Raw genomic sequence first — 17,114 nt, 5'->3', positions numbered from 1 at the left:
GTCAACCTTGGAGTAGAGGGATGAAACTTGTTTTGTAGTGCACCAAGTTGGCAGGCGATAATAGTGCGCCCAACGCGAAAAGCCGTAGCGCGCGTCGCGAAAAGCAGTAAGCTTTCTACATGAACAAAACCCTTGACCAAGACCCTCACGGCACGTCGCTTTTTCTTGAACGTGAATTGGAAGTCGCGATTGGGCGGCAGGTCCGAAACCTGCGGCTCAAAAAGGGCCGCAAGATCGCGCAGTTTGCCGCCGAGATGAACATAAGCGAGGGGATGGTCTCGAAGATCGAAAATGGACAGGTGTCGCCGTCGCTGTCCATGTTGCGACGGCTGGCGAGCAATCTGTCGGTGCCGCTCACGACCCTGTTTCAAGGTTATGATGAAGACAGACCCGCCATGCACGTGCGAGCGGGAGAAGGCGTTGAAGCCGATCGTGCGGGTACCCGGGCCGGTCACCAATACAATTTGTTGGGTTTGCTCAGTGCACAATCCAGTTCAGTCGTTGTCGAGCCCTACTTGATCTTGCTGACAGAAGCCTCCGACACTTTCGAGACATTTCAACATGACGGTATGGAGTTCCTCTACATGTTGGAAGGCGAAGTTACCTACCGTCACGGCAACACTGTTTATCCGTTGAAACAAGGCGACAGCCTCTTCTTTGACGCCGATGCTCCTCACGGGCCGGAGACACTGGATGCTCTGCCCGCAAAGTACTTGTCGATCATCTGTTATTCTCAGGAATGAAAAGAGGGATTTTTTTCCGGATAGGAAATAAATCTTCATTTCGATAAACCTGTTCTGGACATGGATCCCAGCTTCCCTAGTCTTTCGCGAGACATTCATGAGGATGCTATGTGTGGAATTGTAGGGCTGTTTCTGAAGGACAAGTCGTTAAAGCCGCAGCTTGGGGCCATGCTCACCGATATGCTGGTGACCATGTCAGATCGCGGCCCAGATAGTGCGGGTATTGCCGTCTATCGTGAGGGTGCCACAGGAGAGGTGAAGATTACGCTGCAATCGGCGGATCCGGATCGGTACTTTGCGGGGCTGGGTGAGGCGCTGGAAGCGCAGATCGCAGTGATCGAAACCCATGCGATCGTGACGGTTCCAAGCTATCGCGTTGAAGACACGCTCGCGACGATCGCACGGGATCATCCGCGTTTGCGCGTGATGTCGCACGGGGATGCGATTGAGATTTACAAAGAAGTCGGTCTGCCAAAGTCAGTCGCAGAGCGCTTCGATATCCAGTCCTTGTCGGGCAGCCACGGGATCGGCCACACGCGCATGGCAACTGAAAGCGCCGTCACGACTCTCGGCGCGCATCCATTCTCCACCGGGGCGGATCAGTGCCTTGTGCACAATGGGTCCTTGTCCAACCACAATCGGCTGAGACGTCAACTGGCACGCCAGAACATCACGGTGCAGACCGAGAACGACACCGAAGTGGCCGCAGCCTATCTGACATACCGGATGCAGCAGGGAGATGATCTAGGACAAGCGCTAGAGGCTGGCCTCGATGATCTCGACGGTTTCTACACATTTGTCGTCGGCACCAAAGACGGCTTTGGCGTTCTGCGGGATCCCATCGCTTGCAAGCCGGCGGTGCTGGCCGAAACTGATCAATACGTGGCGTTCGGGTCCGAGTACCGCGCCTTGGTCAACCTCCCGGACATTGCGCACGCGAAGGTCTGGGAACCCGAGCCTGCAACGGCCTACTTCTGGAAGAACTGATGCACGAACTTGACCTGGAACAGCAAAGCTTGCGCGATGTGAACGCCATCCTGCAGGCGCAGTCCGAAGGGACAAACGAAACGCAATGGACCATCGCTAATCCACGCGGGAGCCATGCCATTGCCTGCGGCCTCGACGCAGAGATTAACGTCACGGTTGAGGGTTCGACAGGCTACTACTGCGGCGGGATGAATAAGCGGGCCACAATCCACGTCGAAGGATCAGTCGGGCCAGGCTGTTGCGAAAACATGATGTCTGGCACGGTGATCGTTGACGGAGACGCCAGCCAATATGCAGGGGCGACCGGGCACGGCGGGCTACTTGTCATCAAGGGGAACGCCTCGAGCCGCTGCGGTATTTCGATGAAGGGCATCGACATCGTTGTGCACGGCAACATCGGCCACATGAGCGCATTTATGGCGCAATCCGGGCGGTTGGTTGTCTGTGGTGACGCGGGTGCAGCGTTTGGCGACAGCATCTACGAAGCGCAGCTTTTTGTGCGCGGGTCAGTTGCCTCGCTTGGGGCGGATTGCATCGAGAAAGAGATGCGACCCGAGCATATAGAGGCGCTCGCCGCGCTGTTGAAAGAAGCCGAAAGCGATGCTGAACCGAAGGATTTCAAGCGCTATGGTTCAGCGCGCAAGCTATACAATTTCGATATCGACAATGCAGGAGCCTACTGATGGATCAGACACTTAAGACCCATCCAGTGAAACCCTGGACCTTCGACGACTATACTAACTCTTACATCCGGCGTGCGGCGGCAACCGGCATCTACGACATTCGTGGCGGCGGCTCGAAGCGTCGGCTGCCGCATTTCGATGATCTGTTGTTCTTGGGTGCCTCAATGTCGCGCTATCCACTGGAGGGCTACCGCGAGGCTTGCGGTACAGGCGTGGCGCTGGGCACGCGCTTTGCCGAGCAACCCATCGAACTTGACATCCCGATCACAATTGCGGGTATGAGCTTTGGCGCATTGTCCGGCCCAGCGAAAGAGGCGTTGGGGCGCGGTGCGTCGGCGGCAGGTACGTCAACCACCACTGGCGACGGCGGCATGACACCTGAGGAGCGCGGGCACTCGACCAAGCTTGTCTACCAATACCTCCCCTCGCGCTATGGCATGAACCCCAACGATCTGCGGAAGGCGGACGCCGTGGAAATCGTCGTGGGGCAGGGAGCAAAGCCGGGCGGAGGGGGCATGTTGCTCGGGCAGAAAATTAGTGACCGCGTGGCCGAAATGCGGAATCTGCCTAAAGGTATCGACCAACGATCTGCCTGCCGACATCCGGATTGGACCGGGCCTGATGACCTCGAAATAAAGATCCTTGAACTCCGCGAAATCACCGGTTGGCGCGTGCCGATCTTCGTCAAGATCGGCGGTGCCCGCCCATACTTCGACACGACACTCGCCATCAAAGCGGGTGCCGATGTTGTCGTTCTGGACGGAATGCAGGGCGGCACTGCGGCCACGCAAGACGTGTTCATCGAACATGTCGGACAGCCGACCCTCGCCTGCATCCGCCCCGCCGTTCAGGCTCTGCAGGACCTTGATATGCATCGTAAAGTTCAACTTGTGATCTCGGGTGGTGTGCGCACTGGCGCCGATGTCGCAAAGGCGCTGGCCTTGGGCGCAGATGCGGTTTCTATCGGCTCGGCGGCCCTAATAGCTATTGGCGACAACGATCCCTCATTGGAAGAAGAGTACCAGAAAATTGGCACGACCGCCGGGGCCTATGACGATTGGCACGAAGGCAACGACCCCGCGGGCATCTCCACGCAAGACCCCGAACTCGCCGCCCGGTTGGATCCGGTCAAGGCCGGTCGCCGTCTGGCCAACTACCTAAAAGTCATGACACTCGAAGCGCAAACAATTGCACGAGCCAACGGGAAAAGTCATGTTCTGAATCTGGAGCCTGAAGACCTCTGTGCTCTGACGATCGAGGCCGCTGCAATGGCGGGCGTCCCGCTGGCAGGAACCGATTGGATACCGGGAAGACAAGGGAGCTTTTGATGACAGACCTCGCAGCATGGGCCGCCGACAAAGGCGTTAAGTTCTTTCTGTGCAACTTCACTGACTTGTTCGGAGTGCAACGGGCCAAGCTTGTCCCGACCGAGGCCATTGCAAGCGCGCAGGAAGGCGGTGCTGGCTTCGCCGGTTTTGCCGCGTGGCTGGACATGACCCCGGCGCATCCGGACATGCTGGTGATGCCTGATGCGGACAGTGTGATTCAACTCCCCTGGAAGCCTGAACTCGCCTGGGTCGCGGGTGATCCCTGGATGGATGGCAAGCCGGTGGAGCAAGCGCCACGTCTCGTCTTGAAGCGGATCAACGAGAAAGCCGAGGCCATGGGCTACATGATGAAATCCGGCGTCGAGCCCGAGTTTCATCTAATCAACGCCGACGGCTCCGGCATTTCCGATGATCGCGATCAGCAGGAGAAGCCGTGCTACGACCAATCCGCCCTAATGCGTCGTTATGATGTGATCTCCGAGATCTGTTCGACGATGATCGCCCTCGGCTGGGGCCCGTACCAAAATGACCACGAAGACGCGAATGGTCAGTTCGAGATCAACTGGGACTTCGGCCCCTGCCTGCAGACAGCCGACCAGCACGCGTTCTTCAAGTTCATGGTCAAAGAAATTGCAGAGAAGCATGGGCTGCGGGCGACGTTCATGCCCAAACCGTTCTCCAACCTGACAGGCAACGGTTGCCACGTGCACCATTCGCTTTGGACGACCGACGGCAACACTTGCGTCTTCGAGGGCGATGAAGAGATGGGGCTGTCGAAGCTGGCCTACCACTTCCTCGGCGGCCTCATGGCCCACGGCCAGGCGCTGTGCGCCATCACTAACCCTACCGTTAACAGTTACAAGCGCATCAACGCCCCAGCAACGCTATCAGGTGCGACGTGGGCGCCGCAGTCGGTGACCTACGGTGGTAACAACCGCACTCACATGGTCCGTATTCCAGATGCCGGGCGGATGGAGTTCCGCCTTGCCGACGGTGCTGCCAATCCATACCTATTGCAAGCCGCCTTGCTTGCTGCAGGCTTGGACGGCATCGAGCGCGAACTTGACCCCGGCAAGCGGCTCGACATTGACATGTACACTGAAGGCCACAAGGTGCGCGGCGCGAAGAAGCTGCCGCTCAACATGCTGGATGCCCTGCGCGATTTTCAAAAGGACAAAACGCTCAAAGGCGCAATGGGTGACCAGTTCACAGACGCGTTCTTGAACCTGCGGATGCGGGAATGGAACAAGTATTGTCACCACCTCACCCAATGGGAACGCGACACGACGCTTGATTGCTAAAGGTAAGTCCGCGATCGGCTACTACGTGCTCAACGGTTCCTCAGGTCTTATCACAAGAACTTGTCCGCAATGCGGGCTGCGAGCGCAGCATCTTGATCGGTCGGTGAACGGCAGGATTGGGCCGTCCTCGTCTGAATGCGACGCACCGGGCGATAAGATGCTACACTTATTCCGAAGCCCGCATGGTTCCCACTTGGGCGACTGATACTTAAGCCGTGAATGGTAGCGACGGCCACGAGCTGCCTTTTCCAGCCCGAAGCGGACTTCGCGAACCCGCTTCTGCGTGAAAACGGAAAATTGGAAGCCGACCCGCAGCCGATTTGTCAGCACTATGCTTCAACAAGGAAAATCCCCAATCTGATGGCAGGCTGAGGCACGGCCTGGGATCTGGACAAAATGGCACGTGCGACGGATCGCAAGGCGATATAGTGATCCGTAGATGGACAGTGTATTCACGAAGTGTTCAAACGCGTTCGCGCCTATTTGGTCACGTAGCCTTCGGGCCTACTGGATCTTTGCTACGGTCTGGCCCGTACTCTACATCGTGGTCGCTTCGATAGGTCGGTAGCAGTAGGAAGCAGGCGACTGTCTATAGCGGTGACGCTTGCTTGGAAGCAACTTGAATGGAATTTCCAGTAATCGCCACCTTGCATGCCTAGATCCGCAACCATTTTAACTTGGAGCGATCCTTCTCTAGCCAGGACACTTTCGTGCAGACACGTTCCGCCGCTGCTGCCGAATGATGCGAACTCGGTGCTGGACACAAGGCAGCTTTGCTAGGCTCGCTGAGACCGGTTCGAATTCCTCTGCGCGTGCTGCTGCAGTCCGGTCAGAGTAGATTGTGCCCTGAATTTCAGTTTGCTAACGTCGGACACGCGCTGGGGAGGGCGGGTACACCTATATGCTGGACTATTCGCACAACGCCTGGCTTGTGGCGGCCTCTTTGGCCGTGGCGCTGATGGCCGGATTTACCGGCCTATATCTGACGCATGGCGCGTCCCGGCTGGATAGCCAACGCCGCAAGCTTGTCGTTGCTCTGGCTGCGGTCATTCTGGGAGGCGGTATATGGTCGATGCATTTCGTTGCCATGTTGGGCCTGCAGCTGCCGATACTGTTTTACTACGACGCTCTGATCACGCTGATCTCTGCGCTTGTAGCGATCCTGATGGTTGGGCTGGCGTTGCTGTTGCTGCATTTCCGTCCGCGTACGCCTCAGACAATGATCGGATCAGGGGTGATCGTAGGGCTGGGCATCGTGGTGATGCACTACATTGGCATGGCCGGAATGCAGTTATGCCGCCCTGTTTACAATGTTCTGGACGTAACTCTGGCGACGTTGGCCTCGGTAATCCTGTCGGTCGCGGCTATTTGGGTTGCTTATGGCAACCGCACGCAACGAAATATTCTGCTGGGCACAGTTTGTTTTGGGCTGGCCGTTTTTACAATGCACTTTGTGGCGACCAGTCTGACCGATTTTGTGGCAAGTGACACAGCCGGCGGTGCGGGGCCTGCGCTGGACAATCAGGTTCTGGCGATGGGCGTCACCGTTTCGGTTTTCCTGATCTGCGGAGCTTTTTTACTGACCGGGATCTCGTTCATTGAACCGAAGGAAAAGTTGGTGCCCGAACGCACGCCGGAACCCGCAACCCTGCGCGCTGGTGTTCCGTTCGAGCGTGAAGGCCAGACATATTTCACGGAGCCCGCCAGCATCGCCGCCATTCGGGCCGAGGGGCACTATACCGTTCTCTATATGGGTGCTGAAAAACTTTTCTGCCCTTGGTCGATCACCGAGGCCGAGAGCCGCCTGAAACCAGACGGGTTTTTGCGTGCCCATCGCAGCTATCTAGTGAACCCCAAACACGTCTCTAGCTTTGAACGTCACAAGGACAACGGCACCTGTTTTTTTGACGGTGTCGACGCGTTGACCAAAGTGCCGGTCAGCCGCTCCCGCCTGACGGATATTCGCGAGGCTCTCGGCCTCTGATCGCAGTTCGTGCAATCTATTCGCATTTCGTGAAACAAGCAGCGCGACCTGTTCCCGATCGCTGGAAGCCTTAAGTCACACGTTCTTTCCTACCTCGTAGGATCCCCAAGGCACACCGCTTGGACCCAGGGAGGAAAAACATGATACCAGCCGGTTTTGAGTATCACCGGCCAGGCGATATCGCCTCGGCCATTGGCATTCTACAGGAACACGGAGATGAAGCGCGCGTGATCGCGGGCGGGCACAGCCTGATCCCGATGATGAAGCTGCGCATGGCCGAGATGGGCCATCTGGTTGATCTGCAGGCCATTGAGGAATTGAAAGGCATCCAGATTGGTTCGGACACCGTCTCGCTTGGTGCGATGGTTACACAGCATGAGTTGATCACCCATGATGGTCTGGCTACAGCCATTCCGCTGATCCGCGAGGCTGCTCTGCAGATTGCGGACCCTCAGGTGCGTTACATGGGGACTGTCGGCGGCAATGTCGCCAATGGTGATCCTGGCAACGACATGCCCGGGCTGATGCAATGCCTGGACGCGACATTCGAGCTTTCCGGCCCTGACGGCACCCGCAGTATGGCGGCACGAGAATTCTACGAGGCGGCGTACTTTACCGCTCGTGAGGATGAGGAAATCCTCACCCGGATTTCAATCCCCGTGCCGGGTGCAGGCGTTGGTCAGGCCTATGAAAAACAGAAACGCAAGATCGGCGACTATGCGACCGCTGCGGCTGCTGTGACGGTAGGCAACGGTCAGGCCTCGGTGGCGATGACCAATCTGGCAGACACCCCCATCTGGTCCGAGAGCGCAAGCAATGCGCTGGCCGACGGAGACGTCAGCGGCTGTGTCGCCGCGATGCTCGACGCGATCGACCCAGTGGCCGACAACCGCGGCCCCGTCGAATTCAAGAAACACGTGGCCGCCGTAATGCTGCGCCGCGCCATCGACCGTGCGCAAAGCCGCGCGGGTTGAGGGGAGGAAATCATGTCGAAAATGCACGTCAAACTCACCGTGAACGGCAAGCAGGTCGAAGGTCTGGCCGAGCCGCGCACGCTGTTGATCCACTTCCTGCGGGAAGATCTGAAAATCACCGGTCCTCATATTGGGTGCGAGACCAGCCATTGCGGGGCTTGCACGGTGGATATCGACGGTAAATCCGTCAAATCCTGCACAACTTTCGTAGCGCAAGTGAACGGTGCTGATATCACCACCGTCGAGGGGCTGACCAATGACAATGGCAGCCTTGGTGTTCTGCAAGAGATGTTCCGTGAACATCACGGGCTACAGTGCGGCTTCTGCACGCCGGGCATGATCACCCGCGCACATCGCCTGCTGCAGGAAAACCCGAACCCGACCGAGGAAGAAATCCGCTTTGGTATGGCCGGAAACCTCTGCCGCTGCACCGGGTATCAGAACATTGTTAAGGCGATCTCGGCCTCGGCTGACATGCTGAACGCTCAGAAGGAGGCCGCGGAATGAACGATCAAACCATGACCCCCGAAGAACGCGCCGCCAACCTCAAAGGGATGGGAAGCTCGCGTAAACGCGTCGAGGATGTGCGCTTTACCCAAGGCAAGGGCAATTATGTCGATGACATCAAGCTGGACGGGATGCTGTTCGGCGCGTTTGTCCGCTCGCCTTACGCACATGCCCGTGTCGTCAGTGTGAACAAGGACGCCGCGCTGGCCATTCCCGGTGTGGTTGCTGTGCTGACAGCCGCAGATCTGGCTCCGCTGGGTCTGCATTGGATGCCGACGCTGGCCGGTGACAAGCAAATGGTGCTGGCTGATGGCAAAGTTCTGTTTCAGGGCCAGGAAGTCGCTTATGTCGTCGCCGAAGATCGCTACATCGCAGCGGATGCGGCAGAGCTGGTCGAAGTTGACTATGAAGAGCTTCCCGTCCTGACCGACCCGTTTGAGGCTTTGAAGTCAGACGTCGTCCTGCGTGAAGACCTTGCGGGTCAGACAGAGGGCGCACACGGGCCGCGCAAGCATCACAACCACATATTCACCTGGGAACAGGGCGATAAGGATGCAGCCGCGGCCGTTCTGGGTGAGGCCGATGTCGTCGCCGAAGAGATGGTTTATTACCATCGGACCCATCCCTGCCCGCTGGAGACCTGTGGCTGTGTTGCCTCGATGGATAAGGTGACCGGCAAGCTGACGCTGTATGGCACCTTCCAGGCCCCCCACGCGATCCGGACTGTTGTGTCGTTGATCTCAGGTCTCGCCGAGCACAATATCCGGGTGATCAGCCCTGATATCGGTGGCGGCTTTGGTAACAAAGTTGGCGCCTATGCGGGCTATGTCTGCTCGGTTGTCGCCTCGATTGTCACCGGCCAACCGGTGAAATGGGTCGAGAACCGGATGGAAAACCTGATGTCGACCGCCTTTGCCCGCGATTACTGGATGCAGGGCAAGATCGCTGCGACCAAGGATGGCAAGATCACGGGTCTCTGGTGCCATACCACAGCAGATCATGGTGGATTTGACGCCTGTGCCGACCCGACGAAGTTCCCGGCCGGGTTCATGAACATCTGCACGGGGTCGTATGACATCCCCACCGCCTATCTGGCTGTGGATGGCGTCTACACCAACAAGGCACCGGGCGGGGTGGCCTATCGCTGTTCCTTCCGCGTGACCGAGGCTGCGTATTTCATCGAGCGGATGATCGAGGTTCTGGCAATCAAGCTGAACATGGACGCGGCCGAGCTACGCCGGATCAACTTTATCCGCAAGGATCAGTTTCCATATCAGTCCGCGCTGGGGTGGGAATATGACTCGGGTGACTATCACACCGCTTGGGACAAAGCGCTGAAGGCCGTGGACTATGACGGTCTGCGGGCGGAACAGGCGCAGCGGATCGAGGACTTTAAAGCCGGAAAGACCCGTAAACTGCTGGGCATCGGCCTGACGCATTTCACCGAAATCGTCGGGGCTGGACCGGTCAAGAACTGCGATATCCTTGGGTTGGGAATGTTCGACTCATGCGAAATCCGGATTCATCCAACCGGTTCCGCCATCGCACGGCTGGGGACGATCAGCCAAGGTCAGGGCCACGCTACGACTTTTGCCCAAATCATCGCCAGCGAGATCGGCCTGCCTGCCGATGACATCACGCTGGAAGAAGGCGACACTGATACCGCGCCTTATGGTCTTGGCACCTATGGGTCTCGGTCGACACCTGTGGCCGGCGCGGCAACGGCGATGGCCGCCCGCAAAATCCGTGCCAAGGCGCAGATGATTGCCGCCTACCTGCTTGAAGTCCACGACGACGACGTCGAATGGGACGTGGATCGGTTCTCGGTCAAAGGTGCGCCTGAGCGGTTCAAGACGATGAAAGAAATCGCCTTTGCCGCATATAATCAGGCCATTCCGGGGCTGGAACCCGGTCTGGAGGCCGTAAGCTACTATGACCCGCCGAACATGACCTACCCGTTCGGGGCCTATATCTGCGTCATGGAGATCGACGTCGATACCGGCGAATGGGAGGTCCGGCAGTTCTATGCGCTGGACGATTGCGGGACCCGGATCAACCCCATGATCATCGAAGGTCAGGTCCATGGCGGCGTGACCGAGGCTCTGGCAATCGCTATGGGTCAGGAAATCGCGTATGATGAGATGGGTAACGTCAAGACCGGTACGTTGATGGACTTCTTCTTGCCCACCGCGTGGGAGACGCCCAACTACACCACCGATCACACGGTGACGCCGTCTCCGCACCACCCGATCGGTGCAAAAGGCGTTGGCGAAAGCCCGAATGTCGGTGGTGTTCCTGCGTTCTCGAACGCGGTGCATGATGCCTTCCGTCCGTTTGGTCTTGTCCAAAGCCACATGCCGCATGACCACTGGCGTATCTGGAAGATCGCCAACGGTCTGGGAATGCACGGCTAACAGGAAAAGCTGCCGCGCTGGAATACGGCGCGGCGGCAATCCGGGAGAATTGCATGAGCTTGCAGCACATTCAGCAAGGCTTGGCCGAGGTGGGCTACGTTGCCGATGACCGATTGGCGATGGCGCTTCATTTGGCGCAGTTGCTTGGGCGTCCGCTGCTGTTGGAAGGGCCAGCAGGGGTCGGAAAAACCGAGGTCGCAAAGGCGTTGGCGGCACAGCGCGCGGCACGGTTGATCCGGTTACAATGCTACGAAGGGCTGGATGCCAGCCACGCGATATATGAATGGAATTACCAGCGCCAGTTGCTGGCTATTCGTGCAAGCGAGGCACAGGGTGGCACCAGCGAAGCTCAGCTATTCACGGATGACTATTTACTGAAGCGACCTTTACTAGAAGCGATCAGCGAAGAAGAACCACCTGTTCTTCTGATCGATGAAATCGACCGCGCGGATGAGGAGTTTGAGGCCTATCTGCTTGAGGTTTTGTCGGACTTTCAGATCACCATCCCCGAGCTTGGCACCATCAAGGCGCGTTCGCGGCCCATCGTGATCCTGACGGCGAATGGGACGCGGGACCTTTCGGACGCGCTGCGGCGTCGTTGCCTGTATAGTTTCCTTGATTACCCATCGCGTGAAACGGAAATGGCGATCCTGAAAGCCCGCATGCCCCGAAGTTGAAGGGCTGTTGGCGCGCCAGATTGTTGGCGTTGTGCAGGCGCTGCGCAAAGAAGACTTGGAGAAAACCCCTGGCATTGCCGAAATGTTGGACTGGGCGGCGGCCCTTTCTGGGCTGGGTGTAAACGACATGGCGCAGTCCCGCGAAGAGGTTCAGGCGACCCTTGTTTGCCTTCTGAAAACTGCAGCCGATTACGACGCTGCCCCGCCAGAGGTAACGGATCGTCTGATCGGAAAGGTGGCGTGATGCAGGTCACCCGGTTCCCCACTCGCGCATCTGGTTTGTCGGAACGAATGTCCGGTTTCATCGCGCATTTGCGTATGAACGGACTGCGTGTCGGGCCGGCTGAAACGGGCGACGCATTGGCCGCGCTGGCGGCCGTTGACGCGATGGATGTCAGACAGGCCCAGCAGGCGCTTTGCGTCTTGCTGGCCGGTGACGCCGACGATTGGCGGAGGTTTGATGACCTGTTCGAAGCCTATTGGTTCAACACCGGCAAGCAACGCACGGGAACCGCCCAAACCGCGCACGTGCGAGTTCAATCCGCCAAGCCGATGATCTGGCAGCAAGAGAGCCAGGATAGTCAGGAATCCGAGACCGGCACTGATCAGGCCGCCGCACCTGATACCGGCGACGGGGAGGCCGTGGGGAGAGACGGGAAGCTGATTGCGACCCGTACAGCCAACCTGTCGCGCCGGGATTTGCGCGAGTTGATGGATGAAGACGCGCTGCGGCAGGCCGAACAAGCCGCAACCACCATCGCGCGTGCGATCCGCGACCGGCGCTCGCGTCGGCAGAAACAAGCGTTACGTGGACCGGCTCTGGATATGCGTCGGATACAACGCGCCAGCCTCGCAAGAGGAGGAGAGCCGATGGATCTGTATCGCCGCGCTCGGCCATCACGCCCAATGCGGATCGTGGCCTTGTGTGACGTCAGTGGATCGATGACGGTCTATTCGCGGGTTTTTCTGGCCTTCCTCAAGGGTCTGATCGGCAGTGGAACAGAGGCGGACGCCTATCTCTTCCACACCCGCCTGATGCGCGTCACGGATGCGCTGCGCGACCACGACTCGTTACGCGCGGCAGGGCGGTTATCGCTGATGGCCGAAGGGTTCGGCGGTGGGACCGACATCTCGGGAAGCCTTGAGAGGTTTCTGAACGGATACGGTGCCCGCGCATTGAACGGGCGGACGATCGTATTGATCCTCTCGGACGGTTATTGCAGCGCGTCACCTGAGGCCCTGGGAGATGCTTTGGCTCGGATTCGGCGCACGGCGCGGCGGATTGTTTGGCTGAATCCTCTTAAAGGATGGAAAGACTATCAGCCTATTGCTGCGGCTATGCAGGCCGCAGAACCTTATCTGGATGCGCACCTACCGGCCAACACGCTCGACGCGCTGGCGGCGTTGGAACCCGAATTCCGAAAACTGTGAAAGGACACGTCGATGGCAGGTTTCGACATTTTCGACACGATTGAGGAGTTGCGCCAAAAGGGCGACGCCTTTTGCGTGGCAACTGTCCTTCGCACTGCCGACGCAACCTCGGCCAAGGCAGGTTGCAAGGCCGTGATCATGCGGGACGGGTGTATTTTGGGGCATCTGGGCGGAGCGTGCGTGCAGCGCGTCGTACGCGCATCGGCGCAGGAGGCACTTGCGGGTGGAACTCCGAAAATGATCCGCGTGAAACCTTCAGACAAGGTAGTGGCGATGACAGACCCGGATGGTGTTGAGACCTTCAAAAGCGGTTGTCCTTCGGGCGGATCGGTCGATTTGCTGATCGAACCCTATCAGCACGCCCCGCGCCTGATCATTTTTGGAGACTCTCCGATTGCACACGCGCTCGCCGCGCACGCGGCGCTGATCGGGTTGCGTGTTTGCTTGCCTGAAGGTTCCGAAAGCTCGGTGGAATTCATTGGTTTTGATCCAGATAACCTAAGCGCATTGGGGGTTGAACCACGCGATTTCGCGGTGGTCGCCTCACAAGGAAAGGGCGATGGCGCAGCGCTGAAATCTGCGCTTGAATCACCAGCACGACGCGTTTCGATGGTCGCGAGCCACCGCAAGGCCAAGGTGTTATGCGAGAGGTTGGAAGCGCAGGGATTGACCGCTGAGCAAACCAGTCGGCTCAAGTCACCGGCCGGTCTGGATATCCATGGAATCGACCCACACGAAATCGCCCTGTCGATCCTCGCCGAGATCATCCTCTGGCGGAATTCAGACAATTCCGAGGAGACGTCGCATGATGAAAAAATGGCGTAGATGGTTGCAAACCCTTCGGACTGTGAAACCGGAACCGACCCCGGAAGAGGCGACCGAGACCGCACTTCGCGTTTTCCCAAGATGCTGTTGAGGAAAGGACTCTCAAATGGAACTAAATGACGAAATCCGTATCTCTGCTCCGCGTGACGTCGTGTACCGAGCGCTGAATGATCCGGATGTGTTGAGAGAGTGCATACCTGGGTGTGAGGAACTGATCCAACATTCTCCCGAGCACTTGGAGGCCAAAGTCGTGCTCAAAATCGGCCCCGTCAAAGCTCGGTTCAGCGGCGAAGTGACGTTGGACAACTCCAAAGCCCCGGATGAGTTTTCCCTGACTGGTGAAGGAAAGGGAGGCGCCGCGGGCTTTGCCAAAGGGGGAGCGGATGTCCGTCTAAACACTGAGGGCGAGGAAACGGTTCTATCCTATACTGCCAAGGTCACAATCGGTGGGAAAATAGCGCAATTGGGCAGCCGGTTGATTGCAGGGACTGCAAAAAAACTTTCAGCCAAGTTCTTCGACAGGTTTGGGGAAATCGTCGCCGAGCAACACGTCGGCTAGGGTCAGGACTTCGGTAACGGGGCCTTCCCAATCAAATGGTTTTGCGCGAATTTATTGATTCGCCGAAGCGGCGTTGTCAGGTCTGTACTTGTCCGCCCAGCTATGGAAGTCGATTATGGATACATTGAACGAAAGCGGAGCTGTTCCTCACAACCTGTAAATGATCGACAGCACCGTGATCCTCGCCCATCTTCCAATGCCCGGCAGGACATTGAGGCGGCAATGTTCCGAGGGGGAGGAACCGGGCGTCAAACCATGGCCGCGATGAGAAGTTACACCTTGGCACACACTTGTTGCTGATCAGACGCTGGCTGCAGTGATCGCGCTGCGTGAACGTACACAATTACGAAAAATGCAGTCGCGGCGAATGTCAGCAATACGGGTTGCAGACGCAGCATCGCCACTATCGATTCAAGGGCCGGTTTGGGCCGCTTAAGTGGCGGAAAGAAATCACGGTATCACCTTAGATATCAGCGCTATCGCTCAGATTAAACTAAGTTGGCTATGCCAATTCGATGGCCATCGATTTCAGGTGGCGCATGTCAGTACCGCAGCACCCTCCAAATACTTGGATCGACGGATTCTGCCTCGCAATCGAGGCAATCTGTTTACCAAGTTCAGCCGGATCGCCTTCGTCCAGCTCATCTGCTTCGTCAAGTTCCGCATGCGAGCAACTCGAAGCGTTTGCCACCATGCCTTTAAGTCGGGGGTGGTTGCCAAGCGCTCCGGCGAAATGGGTCGGATGAGCGCAGTTGACCATAAAAAAACAGCGCCGCCGAGTCGGTTGCCTCGTCGATCTGATCAATTCCGTCCACAAGTTTGGTCCCGTCCGCCAGACACCCGTCCGTTTCGACAACCAGAGACATGATGATCGGCAGATCTGCGTCTCCGGCGGCGAGGATACATCCCGCAGCCTCACTTGGACGGTTGAACGTATAAGCGGTGACCAGGTCGACGCTTGTATCTTTCAGGCTGTGCATTTGAGCGGCGTGGTATTGGCGTGCATCTTCGACCGTCACCGGAGGGATGTCGGCGTAAGGGTCATAGCGCGGGCCGATACAGGCCGACACCCGTACATCATCGCGAGCGGCAGCCTGGCGCACCTCCTCCATTAGACTGACCGCATCTTTGTTCACCTCAACGAGCCGGTCTGTATCGTACCCCAACGGCGCTGCCCGATCGGCGTTCGCCATCCATGTGGGTGCATCAAGGATGCATCCGACACTCATTTCATGGGCGAGATCGACAAGTGCCTCCATTTGACCGGCCAGTATTGCCCTGGTGCCAGGTTCTTCCAGCAATGGAAACGATGCGAAACCGGGTAAATCAACGCCATGATTGAATATCAGGTCGGTGCCAGTGCCGGCATAAACCAGAAAGGTTTTGTCACCTTCGAGCGGGAACTGTCGCGCCATTCTGATCCACACCTATTGACGTCAAGTCTTCATAGATACCTACGTTATCTCGGGTCTCCTGTGAACCTTAGTGCGGCGACAGAGTGTATTCCGTGAGCATGACCTCATCTTCCCGGGCATCTCTCAACCGCAGCGAAATTCTCCTTCGGCGGGCCACACTGCAGCGTCATCAAGCCTTAGCCAATGGCAGGTTTGGACCGGAGCCTTTTTGCATCAAGCATCCGTCATATGCTGGACCAATGAGGTCAGCTGTCTGTCGCCGTGGCCATCTTCCCAAGCCGTTTTGGTGCGGTCATGCATCAACTGGATGAATTCAGCGGGCGCATTAAGTGAGAGATAGGTCTTCAACGCGTCCTCTTGCGCCATCGCGTAAACCTTCAGGGAGGCTTCCGCACTGTCGTAATCCTCAAACGGAACAGTTCTGGCAAAGAGATCATGGTAGTCATTGACCAGTTTGATCGTGGCAGGGAGTTGGTCGGCATAAACCTGCATCGGGATGCCCGCTTTTTGGCAAACAAGTGCACCATAGATCATTCCGAACATGAACCCCTGTCGAACCGTGAAGAGGCCGGCAAAGAGCGCGGCAAGTGCCGTTGGTTTCTCTCCAACATTGGCGGACTTTCTACCCAATTCTCTGATGATACTGCCATAGCGGTCCCAGGTTCCGGCACTGCCCACCGTAAGGATTGTGGTTTCGTCACCACCAATGCCGGAAGGGTAGGCATTGATCATGCCCAGCATGTAGCCAGCTCCCTGTCCCTCTAGGATGGCGACCAGTCTATCGGCATCCAAGGTATCGCCCGTGCTCATGTCACAGATGGTCTTACCCTTTAGCGAGACGCTCAGTCCGTTGACCAGTTCAACAGTTTCCTTGTGGCTCTTGATACAGATGATGACAAAATCAGACGCCGCAATAGCATCATTCGGTGAAGAGCAGATCGTGGCTCCAGCCTCAGCAAAAACCTCTGCCTTTTCCGATGTGCGGTTCCAAACGCCGACTTCGTGGCCTGCCTTGAGCAAGCAATGCGCCAGCGCAGAGCCCATATTGCCCAGTCCTAAAACAGCAATTTTCATGATGTTTGTCTCCGGTGGTCGCCAATGAATTACTGCACCAGCATGCGCCGGCATCGGGGGATCGCATAGTTGTAAATTTTTCTATATTGTTAGATGATCTTACTTATGGATTGGCGCACACGGTCTTGTCAGAAGAACTTTGGTTGAGCGAGTTAGGGTTGTTGCGTAGCTTTTGCCCATGACCAATCCGGCCTCTTTCAAGTACTTCAAAA

Annotated in this window: 15 protein-coding genes and 1 pseudogene; 13 read left to right on the top strand and 3 right to left on the bottom strand. The window is 57.5% G+C overall.

The genetic code is table 11. The features are described from left to right. Positions 1–119: 119 nt before the first annotated feature. The 13 genes and pseudogenes from ACR0JA_RS22275 to ACR0JA_RS22215 all read left to right on the top strand — a co-directional run bounded on the left by ACR0JA_RS22275 (position 120) and on the right by ACR0JA_RS22215 (position 14,413). Positions 120–743 carry a helix-turn-helix domain-containing protein gene (locus ACR0JA_RS22275; protein WP_480579778.1) on the top strand — a complete coding sequence of 208 codons (624 nt, stop codon included), beginning with the start codon at positions 120–122 and terminating at the stop codon, positions 741–743. Between the two features lie 108 nt (positions 744–851). Next, entirely contained in the window at positions 852–1,730 is an 879-nt protein-coding gene (locus ACR0JA_RS22270; RefSeq protein ID WP_480579776.1) for a class II glutamine amidotransferase, read from the top strand. Next, positions 1,730–2,413 (top strand): protein GlxC, encoded by a 684-nt coding sequence (locus tag ACR0JA_RS22265; RefSeq protein ID WP_480579774.1) that lies wholly within the window; start codon positions 1,730–1,732, stop codon positions 2,411–2,413. The genes ACR0JA_RS22270 and ACR0JA_RS22265 overlap by 1 nt, the downstream gene beginning before the upstream one ends. After that, positions 2,413–3,741: an FMN-binding glutamate synthase family protein gene (locus ACR0JA_RS22260; RefSeq protein WP_480579772.1), complete on the top strand. Its 1,329-nt coding sequence runs from the start codon at positions 2,413–2,415 to the stop codon at positions 3,739–3,741. The genes ACR0JA_RS22265 and ACR0JA_RS22260 overlap by 1 nt, the downstream gene beginning before the upstream one ends. After that, positions 3,738–5,042, top strand: a complete 1,305-nt coding sequence (gene glnT / locus ACR0JA_RS22255; protein WP_480579852.1) for a type III glutamate--ammonia ligase — start codon at positions 3,738–3,740, stop codon at positions 5,040–5,042. Before ACR0JA_RS22260 ends, glnT begins: the two co-directional genes overlap by 4 nt. A gap of 901 nt (positions 5,043–5,943) precedes the next feature. Then, positions 5,944–7,026 carry an MHYT domain-containing protein gene (locus ACR0JA_RS22250; RefSeq protein WP_480579770.1) on the top strand — a complete coding sequence of 361 codons (1,083 nt, stop codon included), beginning with the start codon at positions 5,944–5,946 and terminating at the stop codon, positions 7,024–7,026. 140 nt (positions 7,027–7,166) lie between these two features. Next, positions 7,167–8,000 (top strand): FAD binding domain-containing protein, encoded by an 834-nt coding sequence (locus ACR0JA_RS22245; protein ID WP_480579768.1) that lies wholly within the window; start codon positions 7,167–7,169, stop codon positions 7,998–8,000. 12 nt (positions 8,001–8,012) lie between these two features. Next, entirely contained in the window at positions 8,013–8,507 is a 495-nt protein-coding gene (locus ACR0JA_RS22240; RefSeq protein WP_480579766.1) for a (2Fe-2S)-binding protein, read from the top strand. Further along, positions 8,504–10,921, top strand: coding sequence for an aerobic carbon-monoxide dehydrogenase large subunit (locus tag ACR0JA_RS22235; protein ID WP_480579764.1), 2,418 nt, complete (start codon positions 8,504–8,506; stop codon positions 10,919–10,921). Before ACR0JA_RS22240 ends, ACR0JA_RS22235 begins: the two co-directional genes overlap by 4 nt. 53 nt (positions 10,922–10,974) lie before the next feature. Then, positions 10,975–11,842 (top strand): annotated as a pseudogene (locus ACR0JA_RS22230) (AAA family ATPase). Beyond that, a complete protein-coding gene (locus ACR0JA_RS22225; RefSeq protein WP_480579762.1) occupies positions 11,842–13,029 on the top strand; it encodes a vWA domain-containing protein in 1,188 nt (395 codons plus the stop codon). Before ACR0JA_RS22230 ends, ACR0JA_RS22225 begins: the two are co-directional and overlap by 1 nt. A gap of 12 nt (positions 13,030–13,041) precedes the next feature. After that, complete coding sequence (locus ACR0JA_RS22220) at positions 13,042–13,854, top strand: XdhC family protein (protein WP_480579760.1); 813 nt, start codon at positions 13,042–13,044, stop codon at positions 13,852–13,854. Between the two features lie 106 nt (positions 13,855–13,960). After that, positions 13,961–14,413: an SRPBCC family protein gene (locus tag ACR0JA_RS22215; RefSeq protein WP_480579758.1), complete on the top strand. Its 453-nt coding sequence runs from the start codon at positions 13,961–13,963 to the stop codon at positions 14,411–14,413. Positions 14,414–14,915: 502 nt separating this feature from the next. On the opposite strand, the gene ACR0JA_RS22210 is transcribed toward ACR0JA_RS22215, so the two are convergent. The 3 genes from ACR0JA_RS22210 to ACR0JA_RS22200 form a co-directional block, all read right to left on the bottom strand. Next, a complete protein-coding gene (locus ACR0JA_RS22210; protein WP_480579756.1) occupies positions 14,916–15,173 on the bottom strand; it encodes a homocysteine S-methyltransferase family protein in 258 nt (85 codons plus the stop codon). After that, positions 15,112–15,828: a homocysteine S-methyltransferase family protein gene (locus ACR0JA_RS22205; protein WP_480579754.1), complete on the bottom strand. Its 717-nt coding sequence runs from the start codon at positions 15,826–15,828 to the stop codon at positions 15,112–15,114. The genes ACR0JA_RS22210 and ACR0JA_RS22205 overlap by 62 nt, the downstream gene beginning before the upstream one ends. Positions 15,829–16,041: 213 nt before the next feature. After that, positions 16,042–16,902, bottom strand: coding sequence for an NAD(P)-dependent oxidoreductase (locus tag ACR0JA_RS22200; protein WP_480579752.1), 861 nt, complete (start codon positions 16,900–16,902; stop codon positions 16,042–16,044). Positions 16,903–17,114: the final 212 nt, after the last annotated feature.

Source organism: Ruegeria sp. AM4, from assembly GCF_056540665.1.
Note: the sequence above shows the minus strand (reverse complement) of the source record. Positions and strands in the feature narration are given on the sequence as shown.

Bases quoted from the DNA above. Each gene is read 5' to 3' on its own strand.
- ACR0JA_RS22275 (WP_480579778.1), top strand. From the start codon at position 120: ATGAACAAAACCCTTGACCAAGACCCTCACGGCACGTCGCTTTTTCTT.
- ACR0JA_RS22270 (WP_480579776.1), top strand. From the start codon at position 852: ATGTGTGGAATTGTAGGGCTGTTTCTGAAGGACAAGTCGTTAAAGCCG.
- ACR0JA_RS22265 (WP_480579774.1), top strand. From the start codon at position 1,730: ATGCACGAACTTGACCTGGAACAGCAAAGCTTGCGCGATGTGAACGCC.
- ACR0JA_RS22260 (WP_480579772.1), top strand. From the start codon at position 2,413: ATGGATCAGACACTTAAGACCCATCCAGTGAAACCCTGGACCTTCGAC.
- ACR0JA_RS22250 (WP_480579770.1), top strand. From the start codon at position 5,944: ATGCTGGACTATTCGCACAACGCCTGGCTTGTGGCGGCCTCTTTGGCC.
- ACR0JA_RS22245 (WP_480579768.1), top strand. From the start codon at position 7,167: ATGATACCAGCCGGTTTTGAGTATCACCGGCCAGGCGATATCGCCTCG.
- ACR0JA_RS22240 (WP_480579766.1), top strand. From the start codon at position 8,013: ATGTCGAAAATGCACGTCAAACTCACCGTGAACGGCAAGCAGGTCGAA.
- ACR0JA_RS22235 (WP_480579764.1), top strand. From the start codon at position 8,504: ATGAACGATCAAACCATGACCCCCGAAGAACGCGCCGCCAACCTCAAA.
- ACR0JA_RS22225 (WP_480579762.1), top strand. From the start codon at position 11,842: ATGCAGGTCACCCGGTTCCCCACTCGCGCATCTGGTTTGTCGGAACGA.
- ACR0JA_RS22220 (WP_480579760.1), top strand. From the start codon at position 13,042: ATGGCAGGTTTCGACATTTTCGACACGATTGAGGAGTTGCGCCAAAAG.
- ACR0JA_RS22215 (WP_480579758.1), top strand. From the start codon at position 13,961: ATGGAACTAAATGACGAAATCCGTATCTCTGCTCCGCGTGACGTCGTG.
- ACR0JA_RS22210 (WP_480579756.1), bottom strand. From the start codon at position 15,173: ATGGTCAACTGCGCTCATCCGACCCATTTCGCCGGAGCGCTTGGCAAC.
- ACR0JA_RS22205 (WP_480579754.1), bottom strand. From the start codon at position 15,828: ATGGCGCGACAGTTCCCGCTCGAAGGTGACAAAACCTTTCTGGTTTAT.
- ACR0JA_RS22200 (WP_480579752.1), bottom strand. From the start codon at position 16,902: ATGAAAATTGCTGTTTTAGGACTGGGCAATATGGGCTCTGCGCTGGCG.